This is a genomic window from Microbacterium sp. MMO-35 (assembly GCF_037147555.1).
Lineage (GTDB): Bacteria > Actinomycetota > Actinomycetes > Actinomycetales > Microbacteriaceae > Microbacterium.
Map to the genome: position 1 here is coordinate 362,879 of NZ_JBBCVH010000001.1, position 16,943 is coordinate 379,821.

15 protein-coding genes are annotated in these 16,943 nt (G+C 71.0%); 4 read left to right on the top strand and 11 right to left on the bottom strand.

All coding sequences use genetic code 11. The features are described 5' to 3' along the window. The first annotated feature begins 69 nt into the window (after positions 1-69). Complete coding sequence (locus tag WFJ01_RS01595) at positions 70-642, top strand: TetR/AcrR family transcriptional regulator (RefSeq protein ID WP_336628005.1); 573 nt, start codon at positions 70-72, stop codon at positions 640-642. 30 nt (positions 643-672) lie between these two features. On the opposite strand, the gene WFJ01_RS01600 is transcribed toward WFJ01_RS01595, so the two are convergent. From WFJ01_RS01600 to WFJ01_RS01610, 3 genes are read right to left on the bottom strand one after another with little or no spacing between them, the layout of a single operon-like run. Then, positions 673-2,304, bottom strand: a complete 1,632-nt coding sequence (locus WFJ01_RS01600) for a fucose isomerase (protein WP_292883015.1) — start codon at positions 2,302-2,304, stop codon at positions 673-675. A 45-nt stretch (positions 2,305-2,349) separates the two neighbouring features. Next, positions 2,350-4,917, bottom strand: coding sequence for a GH116 family glycosyl-hydrolase (locus WFJ01_RS01605; RefSeq protein WP_336628006.1), 2,568 nt, complete (start codon positions 4,915-4,917; stop codon positions 2,350-2,352). Then, on the bottom strand, positions 4,914-6,422 hold the full coding sequence (locus WFJ01_RS01610) for an FGGY-family carbohydrate kinase (protein ID WP_336628007.1): 1,509 nt from the start codon (positions 6,420-6,422) through the stop codon (positions 4,914-4,916). The genes WFJ01_RS01605 and WFJ01_RS01610 overlap by 4 nt, the downstream gene beginning before the upstream one ends. Positions 6,423-6,605: 183 nt before the next feature. Between WFJ01_RS01610 and WFJ01_RS01615 the strand changes: the two genes are divergently transcribed. Next, a complete protein-coding gene (locus tag WFJ01_RS01615; protein WP_336628008.1) occupies positions 6,606-6,989 on the top strand; it encodes a hypothetical protein in 384 nt (127 codons plus the stop codon). Positions 6,990-6,996: 7 nt separating this feature from the next. On the opposite strand, the gene WFJ01_RS01620 is transcribed toward WFJ01_RS01615, so the two are convergent. Then, positions 6,997-7,977 (bottom strand): LacI family DNA-binding transcriptional regulator, encoded by a 981-nt coding sequence (locus WFJ01_RS01620; RefSeq protein ID WP_251443098.1) that lies wholly within the window; start codon positions 7,975-7,977, stop codon positions 6,997-6,999. Between the two features lie 148 nt (positions 7,978-8,125). Between WFJ01_RS01620 and WFJ01_RS01625 the strand changes: the two genes are divergently transcribed. Further along, on the top strand, positions 8,126-9,253 hold the full coding sequence (locus tag WFJ01_RS01625; protein WP_292883003.1) for a glycoside hydrolase family 172 protein: 1,128 nt from the start codon (positions 8,126-8,128) through the stop codon (positions 9,251-9,253). 68 nt (positions 9,254-9,321) lie between these two features. On the opposite strand, the gene WFJ01_RS01630 is transcribed toward WFJ01_RS01625, so the two are convergent. The 4 genes from WFJ01_RS01630 to WFJ01_RS01645 form a co-directional block, all read right to left on the bottom strand. Further along, entirely contained in the window at positions 9,322-9,753 is a 432-nt protein-coding gene (locus WFJ01_RS01630; protein WP_251443104.1) for a DoxX family protein, read from the bottom strand. Between the two features lie 162 nt (positions 9,754-9,915). Further along, positions 9,916-10,770 carry an anti-sigma factor gene (locus WFJ01_RS01635; RefSeq protein ID WP_336628009.1) on the bottom strand — a complete coding sequence of 285 codons (855 nt, stop codon included), beginning with the start codon at positions 10,768-10,770 and terminating at the stop codon, positions 9,916-9,918. After that, entirely contained in the window at positions 10,767-11,366 is a 600-nt protein-coding gene (gene sigK / locus WFJ01_RS01640) for an ECF RNA polymerase sigma factor SigK (RefSeq protein ID WP_442928027.1), read from the bottom strand. The genes WFJ01_RS01635 and sigK overlap by 4 nt, the downstream gene beginning before the upstream one ends. Positions 11,367-11,516: 150 nt before the next feature. Next, on the bottom strand, positions 11,517-12,194 hold the full coding sequence (locus WFJ01_RS01645) for a fasciclin domain-containing protein (RefSeq protein ID WP_251443109.1): 678 nt from the start codon (positions 12,192-12,194) through the stop codon (positions 11,517-11,519). A 129-nt stretch (positions 12,195-12,323) separates the two neighbouring features. Between WFJ01_RS01645 and WFJ01_RS01650 the strand changes: the two genes are divergently transcribed. Next, the gene (locus tag WFJ01_RS01650) at positions 12,324-13,886 is read left to right on the top strand and encodes a molybdopterin-dependent oxidoreductase (protein ID WP_336628010.1); all 1,563 of its coding nucleotides are present in this window, start codon (positions 12,324-12,326) and stop codon (positions 13,884-13,886) included. Between the two features lie 21 nt (positions 13,887-13,907). Here WFJ01_RS01650 and WFJ01_RS01655 read toward each other — a convergent pair whose 3' ends face one another. Genes WFJ01_RS01655 through WFJ01_RS01665 form a run of 3 tightly spaced genes read right to left on the bottom strand, consistent with a single transcriptional unit; the run spans position 13,908 to position 16,878 of the window. Next, on the bottom strand, positions 13,908-15,011 hold the full coding sequence (locus WFJ01_RS01655) for a DUF4185 domain-containing protein (RefSeq protein WP_336628011.1): 1,104 nt from the start codon (positions 15,009-15,011) through the stop codon (positions 13,908-13,910). Between the two features lie 29 nt (positions 15,012-15,040). After that, positions 15,041-15,952: a carbohydrate ABC transporter permease gene (locus WFJ01_RS01660; protein ID WP_251443115.1), complete on the bottom strand. Its 912-nt coding sequence runs from the start codon at positions 15,950-15,952 to the stop codon at positions 15,041-15,043. Beyond that, positions 15,952-16,878 (bottom strand): carbohydrate ABC transporter permease, encoded by a 927-nt coding sequence (locus WFJ01_RS01665; protein WP_251443117.1) that lies wholly within the window; start codon positions 16,876-16,878, stop codon positions 15,952-15,954. The genes WFJ01_RS01660 and WFJ01_RS01665 overlap by 1 nt, the downstream gene beginning before the upstream one ends. Positions 16,879-16,943: the final 65 nt, after the last annotated feature.

Sequence of the window (16,943 nt, forward strand, 5' to 3'; positions counted from 1 at the left end):
GGCACCATCCACGACAGGTGCAGTGATTGGAGACTACAACAGATGTTGTGGTTGCACTACTCTGAGGACATGGCGAAGAACGAAGCGCGCAGAAGCGCCCTGGCCGATGCCGGCATCGCCGTGCTCGCCCGCGAGGGCTCGCGTGGGCTCACGCACCGCGCCGTCGACGACGAGGCCCAGGTGCCGACCGGCACCGCCTCGAATTACTTCCGCACCCGGGACGCGCTGGTCTCGGCACTCCTGGAGCGCATCTGGATCCGCCTCGGCCCCACCGCCGAGGATCTCGCGCTGCGCGCGCCCCGGGAGCCGAGCCGAGCGCTGTTCGCCGACTACACGCGCGACATCGTGCGACGGCTCACCGCCGATCGCGCCGCCACCCTCGCCCTGTTCGAGCTGCGGCTCGAGGCCACCCGCCGACCCGCCCTCGCGGCGGCGCTCGCGCAGTGGCAGCAGGCGTCCCTCGACGCCGACGTCGCCTTCAACACCGCGGCGGGGCTGCCGGGCGGGCGTGCGGAGATCGCGCTGTTCCACTACGCGGTCGAAGGCCTCGTCTTCGACCGGCTTACCTCCCCGATCGACCCGGGGACGCCGACCGACGACGTCGTGGACGCCCTGGTCGCGGGGCTGCTGCCGCAGGCCTGACCCGCCGCCGAGCGACAGGGCGGAGAGGCGTCAGACGTTCACGTCCCCCACGAGGTTCACGCGGATCCCCATGCCGTCCAGCATCGCGGCCTTCGCCACGAGCGCCTTGTCCGCGGTCTCCGCATCGGGCGCGTAGACGAGCTGGGCGTGGTTGGCCTTGTGGCGCGCCATGAACTGGTCGCGGCTCTGGCCGTGCAGCACGACGTGCGCGATCGGCCACTCCGGGTTCGTGGCATCCTTGCGGCGCTGCGTCTCCTCGGCCGGGAGCTCGACGACGGTCCCGCGGAACACGTCCGCCTGCAGCACGCCGTCGGCGATGAAGATGCGGGAGAGCACGACCTCCCCTGGCTTCGAGACGCCGTTGATCGTGGCCCCTCCCGCGGGGAAGAACACGTGTCCCTGACGCCAGCCCTCGGCGTTCTGCCACCCGCCGAGATGCGAGGCGGGGACGGATCCGGAGATCTCGTAGACCCAGACGAAGTCGTCGCCGAACTGCTCGCCCCAGCGCACGTCGTGCAGCGTGTTGTCGGGGACGAGGCCCATCGCCCGCCACACCCGGTCGGTCACGAGCGCGTCGACCGCGACGCCCTCGTCCGCCTCGTTGAAGTGCGGGAACGCCCGCCCCTCGTGCAGGATCCGGGATCCGTCGCGCGAGGTCACCGGCGGGCGCTCGGTGGAGTTCAGGATCCCCTCGGCGAGATCCGAGGCGGGCACGAGGTCCTTCAGTCCCTGCTGGTACTGGATCCCGACCGCATCGAGGCCGAAGTCGTCGGCGATGCGGAGGGCGGCGACGTACATCTTGAGCTGCCATTGCACCTGCTCGCGGGTGAGCTCGGTGGCCCCGTCCTCGCCGTAGCGGAAGGTCATGCCGTGCGTGATGAGCCAGTCGTAGGCGGCGTCCGCCTCGGCGTCCGTCACGGTCAGCATCTCGGCGTAGAGCGCCGACTGCGAGAGGCGCTCCTTGTAGATGCCGGTGCGGTTGAGCAGCTCGTCGTCGAAGATCGCGTTGTACATGCCCATGCAGCCCTCGTCGAAGACGCCGATGATGGCCTTGTCGGCGCGCAGCTGCGCGGCGAGCGCCTCGCCGAGCTGCTTCTCGGGCGAGTCCGGGAGCTCCGGCAGGGCGCGCACGTGCGAGGCGTCGTGCGTGATGCGCCCGGTCTCGGTCCACTCCGCAAGACCCTCGCGGAACCAGGGGTCGGTGAAGTCCACCGACCAGATGGTGGAGTACGGCTTGCCCATCTTCGTGAGGCCCGCGTTGAGCCCGAGCAGCCCGACGAGGCCGGGCCAGTCCGGTGCGAAGTTGGCGGTGGTGAGGATCGGACCGCGGTGCGTGCGCAGCCCCGCCAGCACGTGGTGGGAGTACTGCCAGTTGGCGGTGGCGACGATCAGCGGCGCGTCCTCGGGGATGCGCGTGAACACCTCCATCCCCATGCGCTGGCTCGAGATGTAGCCGTGGCCGGTGGCCGGATCCACACCGAACGGGCGGATCACCGTCCAGCCCAGGTCCTCGAAGGCGGCGGTGACCGCGGCCTCGGTCGCGGCCTGCACCGGCCAGCCCGCGACGTTGGCCGACTCGCGGAGGTCGCCGGAGGTGATCAGGTAGGCGGTCTTCGGCGCGGATGCGGGGCGCTCGATCGGCGCGGGGAGGGCGTAGCTCATGGGATTCTCCGGTTGCTGGATGGTGGTCACGTCGGTGGTAGCCGCTCAGGCGGGCGGCGGGAAGGTACGGGGTTCGCCCGGGAGAAGTCGCACGTCGTGCGCGAGCAGGGCGCCGTGCAGCCGCAGCTCGGCGAGGTCGAGCGCTCCGCCGTCGAGCCGCAGGGTCAGCGCGCCCTCGTCGATCTCGGCGCACCCCCACCCGCTGCCCGTGGTGAAGAGGAACCGCACGGGGGCGCCCTCGGCGAACGCGCCGGCCGCGGGCGCGAACGACAGCGTGCGGGCCGGGGCGTCCCACTGCGCGCCGCTCGCCCCCAGCAGCAGCGCCCAGGACGCGAGCGAGCGCGCGTAGTGGTTGCCGCACTCGATCTCGTTCCAGGGGTTGCGATGCGTCCCGTCGTAGCGCGAACGCAGCGCGCGCTCGACGCGCAGCGCGTCGTCGACGCGCCCCGCGTAGAGCAGCGTGGCCGCGACCTGGTGCTCGACTCCCGTCCACACCTCGTCGGAGTAGACGAACGGGATGGCGGGACGCCCGCCGCGCGGCCAGGAGGCGAGCAGCAGGCCGCCCTCGTCGTTCAGCGCGTAGACCCGCTGAGTGCTCTCGTGCGCCGAGAGGTCGGCCCGGTGGTTGTGCGCGACGATCGCGGCGAGCGCGCTGTCGAGGTGCGCGGGCGGCAGCAGCGGGCCGAGTCCGTTCAGATACGCATGGAACTGTCCGAGCAGCTGGTCCGAGAGCACCCCGTCGCCGTACTGGTAGCGGTGCGCGTCGACGTCGTCGATCACCTGCCGGTAATACTCGCCGGTGTAGAGCACGTCGTCCATCGCCGCGGCCACGTGATCGGCTCTCGCGGACCAGCTCCTGGCCCGCTCCGTCTCCCCCAGGTGGGCGGCCAGGCGCGCTCCGGCGCGGAGGGCGGCGAGGTAGACCCCGTTGGCGAGCGGGTCGATCCCGTGGAACTCGATGTCGTAGGTGTTGTGCAGCTCGCCGTCCAGCAGCCCGTCGCCGTCGCGGTCCCACTCGCGGGTCGCGTGCTCGAGGGTCCGCACCGCCGCGGGCCAGAGCTCGCGCAGGAACGCGTCGTCGCCCGAGAACCGCCATTCGCGATGCAGCCGGAGGAAGGTGCCGAGCTGCCCGTCGACGGCGGGCCCGATGAACCACGGAGCGGATCCGAACACGCGGTTGCCGCGGAACCTCTGCGCACCGTCCGCATCGGTCTCGAGCAGGAACTCCGGGCGGCGCGCGCTGCGCTCGAGTGCCGGGAACAGCCAGGCGACGGTCTGCGCGTACGACCAGACGTGCGTGCAGGTCCCCTCGCACGACCCGCCGTGGTCGAAGGACCCCTCCCACGCCGCGAACACCGGCCCCTCGCCCAGGGCGGGGTTCGGCGACTCCAGCACGAAGCAGGTCGTGGACCGCACCGCGGCGATGTTCGCGCCGATCGCGTCGGCGAGCACGGGGTCGAGCGTGCCGCCGTAGAGCGCCTCGACGAAGGCGTCCGTCGCGGCCTCGAGCGCGGGGAGCTCCCGGTGCAGGTGCGTCGCCGCGGACCAGGCATCGGGCCAGAGCGCGGCGTAGTGGTTGCGCACGACGGGCGGCAGGGACGGATCCACGGGGGCGTCGTCGAAGACGATGTGCCCGTGCCAGCCGCGCCGCCGGTTCGGGAACGACCAGCTCAGCACGAACTCGAAGTCGCGCGTCTCGCCGGGGACGAGCGTGTGGACGATGCCGAGGGATCCGGTGCGCAGTCGCGGCAGCTTCGCGAGCATCTGCTCCTCGGTGAGCGGCGCGGCATCCGGATCCGCGTCCTTCTCGGCGAACAGCCCGCGCGGGCGGTCTTCGAGCGTGAGCCGCGGCTCGGCGTCGAGCAGCCCGTCGGCGGTGAGGTCGCTCCAGAACATGCGGGCGCCGTCGGGCCAGTAGCTCGTGACCCATTGCGGCTTGACCGTGGTGGAGGCGTCGGCGGTGGTGAGGGCGAGGGTGCCGTAACCGGGGTCGTCACCGGGGAGGTCGATGCCGAAGTCGAGGCCGCGCACCTCCCCGTAATCGCGCCAGCGGACGCTCTGCGTGCCGCGCATGCCCCAGGGGGCGTCGGGGCCCGGTTCGCCGCGGCCCGCCGTGTGCGAGACGCTGCCGGCGACCGTGACCGCGACGGGCGCGTCGCCGGGATTCGAAACCCGGTAGCGCAGCACGGCCGCGGGGATGCCCGAGGCGTCCGCGTCGAGCGGGACGAGCGGCGTGAAGGCGTGCAGCGTCACGTCGACGGGCAGCGTGCGGTCGGCGAAGTCGATGTCGACCACGGGGTACTCCCCGTGCATCGTCGCCGCCTCGAGGCGAGGGAGGCCGGCGAGATCGTCGAACGAGAAGCCGGCGTCGAGGTCGCGTCGCCCCGTCATGCGCGCCTCGAGAACGCGGGTGACGGGCTCGGCCCCCTCCGGTGCCGCGTGGATCGCGAAGAACGTGCGCGGATTGCGGCGATCCTTGTCGGGGTGGTTCTCGAGCTCCCAGTCGCGCAGTTCGCCGCGCGCTCCGAGCGAGACGTTGCCCGTGCCGATGCCGCCGAGGGGGAACGCCGCGCGCTCCGCGGTGTGCGGGACGGGACGGGCCCGGCGCGTCATGCCGGCACCTCCCGATCGTCATCGGCGCGCTGCTGCTCCGCGAGTTCGTGCACGACCTCCGCGGTGCCCGCGTACAGCCGCAGGTAGCGGTCGAAGAGCGCGTCGTACGCGGAGGCCAGGGCGGGATCGGGAGCGATCGTCGTCACGACCGGGTTCCAGTCCGCGATGGCCGGGGCGCGGTCGGTCACGGCGCCCGCCGCGAGGAAGGCCGCGCCGTAGCTCGCGCCGATCGTGATCTGCGGCACCTCCTGCGCGAGCCCGGTCGCATCGGACACGATCTGCAGCCAGAGCCGCCCCTGGGTGCCTCCGCCGACCGCGACGATCCGGCGGATGTCCGCGCCCGCGTCGCGCATCGTCTGCACGTTGTGCCGCACGCCGAGCGCGGTCGCCTCCAGCGCCGCCCGGTACAGGTCGCCCCGGCCGTGGTCCAGGGTGAGACCCGCGATCACGCCGCGCGCATCCGGATCCTGGATCGGCGTCCGCTCGCCCGCGAAGTACGGCAGCATCACGAGCCCGCGCGCGCCCGGGCCGGACGCCTCGGCCTCGGCGAGCAGTTCGGGGTAGTCGGATCCCGTCAGGTCCTTCAGCCAGGCGGTGAGCGCGCCCGAGGTCGAGAGGCCGCCGGCGAGGTTGCGGGTGCCTGCGAACGCGCCCGCCGTCGTCCACATGGAGGGCGTCCGCAGCGTCTCCTCCCCCGTGGCGACGAGGAACATCGTGGTGCCGTACATGAGCATGAGGTCGCCGACGCCGTGCGCACCGACGCTGACCGCTTCGGTCCAGGCGTCGATCGTGCCGGCGATGACCGGTGTGCCCTCGGGGATCCCGGTGACGAGTGCCGCCTCGGCGGTCACCAGGCCCGCGACATCCCCCGCCCAGAGCAGCGCGGGCTGCTCGAGCGGCCCCGCATAGCGCTGCCACCATTCGTCGTGCCAGCGCTCGTGCTCGATGTCGTACAGGGGCGAGACCTGGCTGGCGGACTGATGGTCCAGCACGTAGGCGCCGGTGAGCCGGTGCGCGAGCCACGAGGCCGGCATGAAGAGCCGCCGGGCCCGCTCCCACGCCCCCGGATCCTCGTCATGGATCCAGAGGATCTTCGGGCCTCCGGCCTGCGAGGTGAGGACGGATCCGCCCACGCGAGTGATCTCGGCGACGCCCAGGTCGGCCGTCATCCGTGCGATCTGCTCCCCGGCGCGCGTGTCGACGCCGTAGAGGACGGCCGGGCGGACCGGCTCACCCGCGGCGTCGACCAGCAGGATGCACGGCCCCATGCCGCTCACCCCGACCGCGGCGATCTCGGCGTCCGGCACGGCGGCCCGCAGCTCCCGGGCGAGGGAGACGAACTCGTCCCACCAGATCCCGCCGTCCATCTCGACCCAGCCGGTGCGCGGGCGGCTCACCTCGTGCGTCCGGGTCGCCTGGGCGAGGATCGCGCCGTCGGCATCCACGAGGACGCCCTTGCTGCTGGAGGTGCCGATGTCGACACCGATGGTGCACCGCACGCGCATCCTCCTCGATCGCTCGTCCTGGCCGGACGGCGATCACACTACGCGAAATCGATTTCAAGCGCAATTGCCCCGAGACCGTCCCCCACAGCGCCCGATGAGCGCGCCTTCTCCCCTGATTCTGTGAAACCGACTTCGAGACCTTTGGCTGATGACAGGCTCGGAACGACCGAAGACACTGGAGGCATGGACATGACCGAACCGCAGGTGTGGACCCTGATCGGACTCTTCGCCGCGATCATGCTCGGCGGCATGACGCTCATGACGACGCTTCTCACGAAGGCGATCAACGGACGACTCGAAGCCCTCGAGGGCCGGTTCGACGGCAGATTCGAGGCCCTCGAGGGCCGGTTCGACGGCAGATTCGAGACCATCGACGGCAAGTTCGAGGGCCTCCGCGGCGAGATGAACGCCCGCTTCGAAGCCATGGACGCCCGCTTCGAGGCGATGGACGGCAGGATCACCGGACTCCGTGCCGAGATGAACGCCCGCTTCGACGCGGTGGATGTCAAGGTCTCGGCGCTCGACAAGGATGTGGCGGCGCTGGCCGACCGCCTCTGGCACTCCTGAGCGGGGGTCAGCGCGAGACGGTCGCCGCCTGGATCTCGTTGCGCAGCACGACGGTGCGGGCGGGCTGATCGTCGCCGCCGATCCGGTCGAGGAGCATCCGGGCGGCGGTCACGCCCATGTGGCGCGCAGGCAGGCGTACGACGGTGACCACGCTCGGCGACAGCGTCGTGAACGGCAGCGAGCCGACGACCGCGACGCCCATCGCGGGCGGGGTGAGACCGCGCTCGGTGAGCACCTGGATCGCGCCGACGCCGATGAGGTTGTTGCCGGCCACGACGGCGTCGGGCGGCTCGGGCAACGCCAGCAGCTCCGCCATCGTCTCGCGCCCGCCGTCCACCCGGAACGACGAGAACCGCAGCAGCTCGGGATCCGCGGGGAGGCCGTGCGCCTTCAGCGCGGCACGCCAGCCGTCGGCGCGCTCGACCGCGGTCTCGATGTGCTCCGGGCCCGCGATGTGCGCGATGCGCGTGTATCCGGCCTCGATCAGCTGCTCGGTCGCGCTGCGGCCGGCGTCCCGGTTCGCCATGACCACCCCGTCGATGTCGTAGCCCGTGCTGCGATCGACCGCGACCACCGGCCGCCCCGTCTCCAGCAGCTCGTCGAGAGAGGTGTGGTCGGACGCCGCGGCGAGGATCACCCCGGACATGTGCTCGGCGATCGCGATGCGCAGATAGGTCTGCTCCTTCTCCACCTGGGCGTCGGAGTTGCAGAGCACGACCGAATAGCCGGCCTCGGAGGCGACATCCTCGACACCGCGCGCCATCTCGGTGAAGTACGGGTTCTCGATGTCGGGGATGACGAGCGCGATCACCTCGGAGCTCTGCCGCCGCAGCGTCCGGGCCGTGCGATTCGGGAAGAACTTCAGCTGGGCGGCCGCCTGACGCACCGCCGCGACCTTCTCATCCGAGACGCCCGCGCCGTTGAACACGCGGGACACCGTCGCAGGAGACACGCCGGCGAGACGCGCTACGTCGTAGATGGTCGCCATCCGGTCCTGCCTTCTGTTGTCCGTCAGGACACATTACCGTGATGAAATCGATTGCAACAGTGAGCGGGAATCGGTAGGGTGGCCGCACGCGCCGTCGCGGACGCCACGCGCGGATCCACCCCACCACGACCCGAGGACGTGCCCCGCCATGACTCTTACCGACCTGTCGTCCCTGTCCGCCCTGAGGACCGTGCAGACCCGGTCCATCTCCCCAGAGAACTTCGACGGCGCCGTCGGCGGCGGAGCCAGGGCGACCGAGGGCACCGGGGCCGACTGCGCGCGCGACCTCGGGCCCGGATGGAAGATCTCCCCGAGCGTCGACATCGCCGCGGGCGCGACGTTCGACCTCGCCGCGATCGAGGGGGCGGGCCGGATCACCCACATCTGGATCACCACGCACACCGACAACTGGCGCACTCTCATCCTGCGCGCCTACTGGGACGGCGCCGACGAACCCGCCGTCGAGGTGCCCTACGGCGACTTCTTCTGCAACGGCTGGGGCGTGTTCGCGCAGGTGAACTCGCAGGTGATCGCCGCGAACCCGCACGGCGGCTTCAACTCCTACTGGCCGATGCCGTTCCGCGACGGCGCACGCCTCACGATCGAGAACACCTCGGCGGTCGACGTGCGCGTCTACTACCAGGTGACCTACGAGATCGGCGGCGACTACTCCGCCGACGGGTACTTCCACGCGCAGTGGCGCCGCTCGAACCCGCTCGAGGAGCTCGTGCCGCACACGATCCTCGAGGGCGTCGAGGGCCGGGGGCAGTACGTCGGCACCTACATCGCGTGGGGCGTGAACTCCAACGGCTGGTGGGGCGAGGGCGAGATCAAGTTCTACCTCGACGACGACACCGACCACCCCACGATCTGCGGCACGGGAACCGAGGACTACTTCGGCGGCGCGTGGAACTTCGACATCCCGGGTCAGGGGTACACGACGTTCTCGACGCCCTATCTCGGCATGCCCCAGGTGATCCGTCCCGACGGGCTCTACGTCTCGCAGCAGCGCTTCGGCATGTACCGCTGGCACCTCGCGGATCCGATCCACTTCTCCACCGGGATCCCGAAGGTCGACATCCAGGCGCTGGGGTGGCGCAGCGGCTGGCGCTACCTGCCCCTGCGCGACGACATCGCCTCCACCGCGATGTTCTACCTGGATCGGCCGACGGCCCGCCGCCCGAAGGCGCCCAGCGCCGACGACATGGAGGTGCACCTAGGAACGGCACCCGTGCCGGACCTGGGATCCACTCCCCCGCGCGAACCGCGCAGCTGACGCCGTCGCCGGCGAGACGCGAGCGAGTCGCGCGCGCGGTCTTCTTCTTCCGCCGGGTCGGCCGGAGCTCAGGCCAGCGCGCGCACCGGGCCGCGCAGCACGGCGCGGTCGAGGCCGTAGCGCCCGGCGCCGGTGAAGGCGAGGGCGAGCGCCCCCGCGCCGAGCACGGCCGCGAACTCCCAGCCTCCGTCACCGACCCAGATGCCGTTGCCGAGGTGCACGAGCACGATGGCGCCGATCATGTCGGCCGCCAGGAGCACGCCGACCGGACGGGTGAACAGGCCGGCGATGAGCAGGATCCCTCCGACGAGCTCGAGGAAGGCGATCACGGGTCCGGCGATCTCGGGCAGCGGCGCGCCCATGCCCGCGAAGGCCTGGACCGTGCCGGGCAGGGTGTACTCGAAGACCTTCTGCGCGCCGTGCGCGGCGAAGACGCCGCCCACGACGAGGCGCAGGACCAGGAGTCCGAGAGAGGCGGCGGGCTTCGTGGTGTTCGTCATTCCGGACAGCTCCTTCGTGGCAGGACACCGCGGCGAGCGCGGCTCGGGGCAGCCGCCCCGGCCCTCCACGCTACGGAGCCGTCCCTGTCATGTTTCTGAACGCAGGCTCAATATCCGGTGACGGCGCCGTCCGGGCGGGCGCCGTCGGAAGACTCGAACGCCTCAGGATGTGGGGATGACGATGATGGGCTGGCTCGTCGGCTTCCCCGTGGGGGATCCGCCGGCCTGCTCCACCGTCACGGCGATCGCGTCGCCCGCGTGCATGCTCCCGCTCAGCTGCGCCGTCGTCGTTCCCGGCTCGGCGGCGAAGACGCCGGCGGACACCGGGCCGTCGCCGCGGACGAACCACAGCTCGTAGGTCTGCTTTCCACCGAGCGGCTCGAGGCCGTCCGACACGAGCACCGCCGTGCCGATCGACGCCGACCAGTGCGCCGTCGCATGACCGCCCGAGGGCAGCGACACGGTCTTCTGCGCCGCATCGGGCGCGTTCTCGATCCGGTCGAGCGCGACGACGGCCGCGGGGCGCAGCAGCTGCGGGATGACGACCGCGGCGCCCACGCCGAGACCGAGGATCAGCACGAGGCAGGCGGCGAGCGCGAACATCAGCCGTCGCGGTCGACGCGACCCGTCCGCGGCTCCCGCGGCGGATGCGCTGCGCGAGTCCTCCGGAGCGACGGGACCGGGTGCCGCGCCGGCGACGGGGGCATCGGCCGGCGCCGGCTCTGAGGCGGGTTCCGGCGCGAGCGCATCCTCTGCCGCCACCGAGGGCGCGTCCTCGGGATCAGCGCTCTGCGGCGTCACCGCGATGCGGGCGAGGAGGGCGTCGCGAAGGGCCAGCGGAGGTGCGACGGAGGTCGTCCCGTCGGCAAGGAGCGCGGCGGTGTCGGCATCGTCCTCGGCGATCGCCGACCACTCGGGGTGCGCGGCGAGCGCGGCCCGATAGCGGCGCTCGTCCTCCGCCGACAGCGCCCCCAGGCTGTGGCCGGCGGCCAGCTCGGCGAACTCCGGCTCGTTCATGCGTTCACCCCCCAGTGCGTCCGAAGACGCGTGAGTCCATCTCTCATGCGGGTCTTCACCGTTCCCAGCGGTGATCCCGTGATCGTGGCGATCTCGCTCTGCGAGTATCCGCCGTAGTACGCGAGCACGAGCGCCTCGCGTTGCGCATCCGGCAGGGCGGAGAGGGCGCCGACCACCCGGTCCGCGTCGATCGACAGCTCGGCCTGCTCGGCGACGCTGTCATGGGCGACGTCGAGGTCGCGCGCCCCGACCCGCACGTCGCGGTCGGCGCTGGCCTGCGAGGCCCGCACGCGGTCCACCGCCCGACGATGCGCGATCGTCAGGATCCAGGTCCGCCCCCGGCCTCGATCCGAGGCGAAGCGCGAAGCGGTCTGCCAGATCTCCAGGAAGACCTCCTGCAGCACCTCCTCGCTCTGCGAGCGATTCACCAGCACGCGGAGGATGAGGCCGAAGACGCGCGGCGACAGCATGTCGTAGAGTTCGGCGAACGCCGACTGATCGCCCTGCGCCACCCGCACCAGCAGCGCGGAGGCGGGGTCGTCGCCGCCGTCCTGCTCGGCGTGCTCCCGATCGTCGATCACCATGGCTTCCAGCATGCCTCACCTCCCCACCCCGTCCCGGCAATGCGTCGCTGATGAGCACTGCCGCGTCCCCGGGTCTGCCGCCCCTCCGCGCCGGACCGGACCGCATGTTCGGGCGGTGCCGTCGATCATGCGGTCCGGTCTGTGTCGCGAGGGCGCAGATCCTTACTGGGCCGGCGGCATCAGGACGGAGTCGATGAGGTAGACGGTCGCGTTCGCGGTGTGGACGCCGCCGCAGATCACGTTCGCGTCGTTGACCTTGAGGCTGTCGCCCGATCCGGTCACCGTCACCTCGCCGCCCTCGACGGTCTTGTGGGTCCCGACGATGTCCTTCGGCGAGATCTGACCGGCGACGACGTGGTAGGTCAGGATCTTGCTGAGCGTGTCGGCCCCGGCGTCGGTCTTCAGCGTGTCGATGGTGGCGGGGTCGATCTTCTTGAACGCGTCATCGACGGGTGCGAACACGGTGAACTCGCTTCCGTTGAGCGTGTCGACCAGGTTCACCTTCGGGTTGAGCTTGCCGGAGACCGCCGCGACCAGCGTGGTCAGCAGCGGGTTGTTGCTGGCGGCCGTCGCCACCGGGTCCTGAGCCATCCCGGCGACCGAACCCGCGCCGGAGGGGACCTGCTGCGCGTACGCGGCGCACCCGGGGCCGACCAGATCGGCCGCCGGATCCATCGTCTGCGACGGGGACGCCTCCGGCGAGCTGACGGGCGGGGCCGACGACGAGCCGGACGACGAGCCGGACGACGACGAACATCCCGTGAGGGCGAGCGCCGTGGCGGCCAGCAGGCCGGCGGTGACGAGCGAGACCTTGGTGTGCAGGCGAGCGGTGGATCGCATGATCTTCTCCTTTGACTGGTGCATCGCGACCGTTCATCGGCCGACACGATGCGTTCGGAGCCGTGCACCCAGCGGATTGGATCCGGATCGATGCACCATCCGTTCGGCCGCCCGCACCGAACCCAGGACATGGAAGACAAGACAGGAAGTCACGGCGGGCGCGGCTGGGCGGCGCTCGCCGGCGTCGTCAGCGGCGCGGTGTTCGTCGCCGTCGCCGAGATCACGGCCTTCGCCGCCGCCCGCGACGCGAGCCCGCTGCTGGCGGCGGGCTCGTTCGTCATCGACATCGTGCCGCAGTGGGCCAAGGAGCTCGCGATCGACCTCTTCGGCGCGAACGACAAGCTCTTCCTCCTGCTGACCCTCGGCGTCGGAGTGCTGCTGGCCGCCGCGGCGGCCGGCCTCCTCGAGCGCCGCCGCCGCCTCGCCGGCGTCGCGGTGTTCGCCGTCGCCGGTGCCGCCGGGCTGGCGGCGGCCCTGACGCGCACAGGGGCGACGCCGTTGTCCGCCCTGCCCTCGCTCGCCGGCACGATCGCGGGCTGCGTCTTCCTGACGATGTCGATCGCGGCGCTGCGCCGATGGCGCGCACCCGGGACCGCCGGCGACGGGGCGTCGGGGCCGGACCGCCGGCGCTTCCTCCTCCTGACCGCGGTGGGCGGGGTCACCGCGATCGTCGTGGGCACGGGAGCCCGGATCGGGACGATGGCGACGACCTCCGTCGCCTCCGTGCGCAAGGCGCTCCGCCTGCCAGAGCCGCTGTCCCGGATCACCGTGCCCGCCGGCGCCGAGCTCGACATCCCGGGGCTCTCCCCGCTGTTCACCCCGAACGCGGACTTCTACCGCGTCGACACCGCCCTGACGGTGCCGTCCCTGGCCCCGGCGGACTGGCGGCTGACGGTCGACGGCATGGTCGGCGAGAAGGTGGAGCTGAGCTTCGACGAGCTGCTGCGGATGGGGCTGCGGGAGTACGCCGTGACGCTGACCTGCGTGTCGAACCAGGTCGGCGGCGACCTCGTCGGCACCGCACGGTGGCTGGGCGTCCCCGTCCGCGAGGTGCTCGCCCGCGCCAAGCCCGAGCAGGGCGCCGACATGGTGCTCTCCCGCAGCGTCGACGGCTTCACCGCGAGCACGCCGCTGGACGCGCTCACGGATCCGGGCAGGGATGCCATCCTCGCCGTCGCGATGAACGGCGAGCCCCTGCCGCCGGAGCACGGCTTCCCGGTGCGGATGGTCGTGCCGGGGCTCTACGGCTATGTCTCGGCGACGAAGTGGCTCACCCGGATGACGGTCACGACGTTCGAGAAGGACCAGGCCTACTGGACGCCTCGCGGCTACAGCGCACAGGCGCCGATCAAGCTGTCGAGCCGGATCGACACGCCGCGCATCGACAAGGAGATCCCTCCGGGAGCCGCCCGGATCGCCGGGGTCGCCTGGGCGCAGACGGTGGGGATCGCGCGAGTCGAGGTGCAGATCGACGGCGGGGCCTGGCAGACCGCGACGCTGTCCGCCCCGGTCAGCGCCGACACCTGGGTGCAGTGGTTCCTGGACTGGAACGCGACCAGCGGCAGCCACACCCTCGTCGTCCGCGCCACCGATCGGAACGGCCGGATGCAGGAGCAGGAGCGCACCCCGATCGCGCCGAACGGATCGACCGGCTGGCAGTCCACCGTCGTCCGCGTGGGCACCGCGGGCTGAGCGGCGCGACCGGTCGGCGCCTCAGACGAGCCCCTGGATCCGGAACTGCTCCACGTGGTAGACGCTGTTGTTCCCGGTGTTCCACTGGCTCACGCCGAGGTGCAGATCCGACAGGGTGGAGCCGGGGATGATGTACCCGCCGTAGAGCTGCGCGACGTGACTGGCGTCCTCCGCGCCCCACTCGCACCCCGTGAGCAGCGTGGTCTTCGCGGCCGTGTAGAGGTTGTCGGTCGGGGTGTTCAGCACCATCGCGTCGATCCGGTAGGCGCCGGCGTTGAACCAGGTGAGGATCCACTTCCCGCCGAGGGGCCGCAAGCACATCTCGCCGAACTTCCCCGGCAGCACCTCGGTCGCCGGGTTGCCCCACCCCCAGGCGCCGTTCGCATAGCCCCAGGGCTGGTAGGCCGACAGCGCGGTCATGCTGTTATGCGGCACCCGGTAGAGCACGATGCCCTTGTCGCGCTGGAAGCCGGTGCCGTAGATGTACACGTAGCCGTCGTTGCCCTGTCCCCACGTGATGCACTGGAAGCGGCCGCCGGCCATGTCCGCGGGGAACTTGAGGCCGGTGTGCTGCCAGGTCGCACCGGAGTCGTCGGACTGCCACAGCTCGGTCCAGCGCACCGCCCCGAAAGTGGGCCCGTTCACGATCGCGTGCAGGTACATGCGGGTTCCGATCGTGATCACATCCGAGGGGATCACGGTCTCGTAATAGGCGTCATGAGGGTAGTACCAGAGCTGGGGGGCGGTGACCTGCGTGTTCGCGCCCGCGCCTGCCGCCCCGCTGAACACGACGCCGGTGGCGAGGTCGCTCGTCGACGAGTACAGCGCGACCGGCGAGCGCCAGTCGGTGCCGCCCACGGCGTCGGCCCAGGTGTCCCCGAAGACGAAGAGCAGACGGCCGTCGGGCGTGCGCGCGGGGATCCCGAGATCGGTGGCCCCCACTCCGTACTGCACTCCGGCCTGGGTGCCCGCGAGCACCTTGAGCCTCGTGACGGTGAGCCCGGCCGCGGCCGCGGGGCCGGCGCCCAGTGCGGAGACGCCGAGCGCGGCTCCCGCGGCGAGGGCTCCCTGCAGGAGACCCCGGCGGGTCAGTGCGTGGGCGGGACGGGTCGGTCGTTCGGACATGGCATTCTCCCCTTCGAGAACACGGCCGCCTATTTGAGGCCGGCCATCTTGATGTTGCCGATGATCTGGCGCTGGAAGATGAGGAACAGGATCACGACCGGAGCCGCCGCCAGCACGGATCCGGCCATCAGCAGCCCGAGCTCGCTCGAGCCGCGTCCGGTGCGGAACTCCGCCAGGTACTGCTGCAGCACGAACTTCTCCGGCGACGTGATCGTCATGATCGGCCAGACGTAGGAGTTCCAGTAGGCGAGGAACGCCGTGATCCCCATCACCACGAACGGCGGCTTCGACAGCGGCAGGAAGATGCGCACGAAGATCCCGAAGCGGCCGCAGCCGTCCAGCATCGCGGCCTCCTCGAGGCTGGCCGGGATGTTCAGGTAGAACTGCCGGATGAAGAAGACCGACGCCGCGCTTGCGGCCCCCGGGATCACCAGCACGGCGAGCGTGTCCAGCATCGCGAGCTTCGTCACCACGATGAAGCTCGTGAGCAGGATCGTCATGCCCGGGATGAACATCGTCGTGATGACGGCGACCCACAGCGTGCGCTGGAACCGGAACTGCAACCGCGCGAACGCGTAGGCGGCGAGCGAGTTCACCGTGAGGCTCAGCACCGTGAACAGGATGGCGCCGAGGAACGTCCAGCCCAGGGTGCGCAGGAACGTCGCGTCACCGAGGATCTTGGTGTAGTTGTCCCAGTGCCACACCTCGGGGAAGAACTGGAACGGCGTGCTCAGCACCTCGGTCTTCGCCTTGAAGCCGGCGATCACCATCCAGGCGAGAGGGAACAGCGCCGCGACCAGGAACAGCAGGCCGACGAACGCCTTGCCGACGAGGATCGCCCAGCCGGTGACGCCGTGCGGCGCCGTGAACCGGCGGTGGTCCTTTCCGGCCAGGACGATCCGGGTGGTCTCCAGGGCGGTGGTCGGGGAGGTCGCACTCATCAGTCGACGAGCCTTTCGGAGTTGATGAACTTGAAGACGAGCGCCGAGACGGATCCCAGCACGACGAAGAGCAGCAGGGCCGCGGCGATCGAGTAGCCCACGTTCACGTCGTTGCGGAAGTGGTTGAAGATGAACAGGTTCGGCAGCGTGGTCGAGTCCAGCGGTCCGCCCTGCGTCATGACGAGGGGCAGCTCGAACTGCTGGATCGCGGCGACGAAGCCGGTGATCAGCAGGTAGAGGAACACGTTCTTCATCTGGGGCATCGTGATGTAGAAGGTCTTCTGCCACCAGCCGGCCCCCTCCATCGCCGCGGCCTCGTAGTACTCCGTCGGGATGTCCACCATGGCGGCGACCATGATGAGCGAGGTGATGCCCATGCCGAGCCACACCGCGGGCACCGCCACGGAGAGCAGCGCCCACGCGGGATCCCCGATCCACGCCACGGGGTCGATGTGGAACACGGCGAGCACGGCGTTCAGGATGCCGCCGTCGTAGGTGTAGATCAGCACGAACACGATCGACGCGATCACGGACGAGATGATCGTCGGGATGTAGATGCTGACCTTGAGCACGGTCGCGAAGCGCCGGGAGACGCTCACGACGAGGCTCGCGAACAGGAACGCCAGCACGAGCATCGGCGGCACCGTCATCAGGACGAACAGGAATCCGCGGCCGATCGTCGCGACGAACAGCGGATCCGTCAGCACGTCGACGTAGTTCTTCCCGCCGACGAACTGCGGATCCTTGTAGAAGCTCCAGTCCTGGAACGAGAGGAACGCCGCGTACACCGCCGGCCAGGCGACGAAGATCCCGAGCAGGATCACCACGGGGGCGAGCAGCAGGTAGGCGAGCTTCGTGTCGCGGTACCGGTGCCGGTCCGCTCTGCGCTTGGCTGCGCGCCGGTCGTCGATCGCTTGCGTGGTCATCGGTGCTCTCCGTCGGGGGGATGGTGCGGGGCCGGGCTGCGCGGTCGGGGACGGCCGCACAGCGG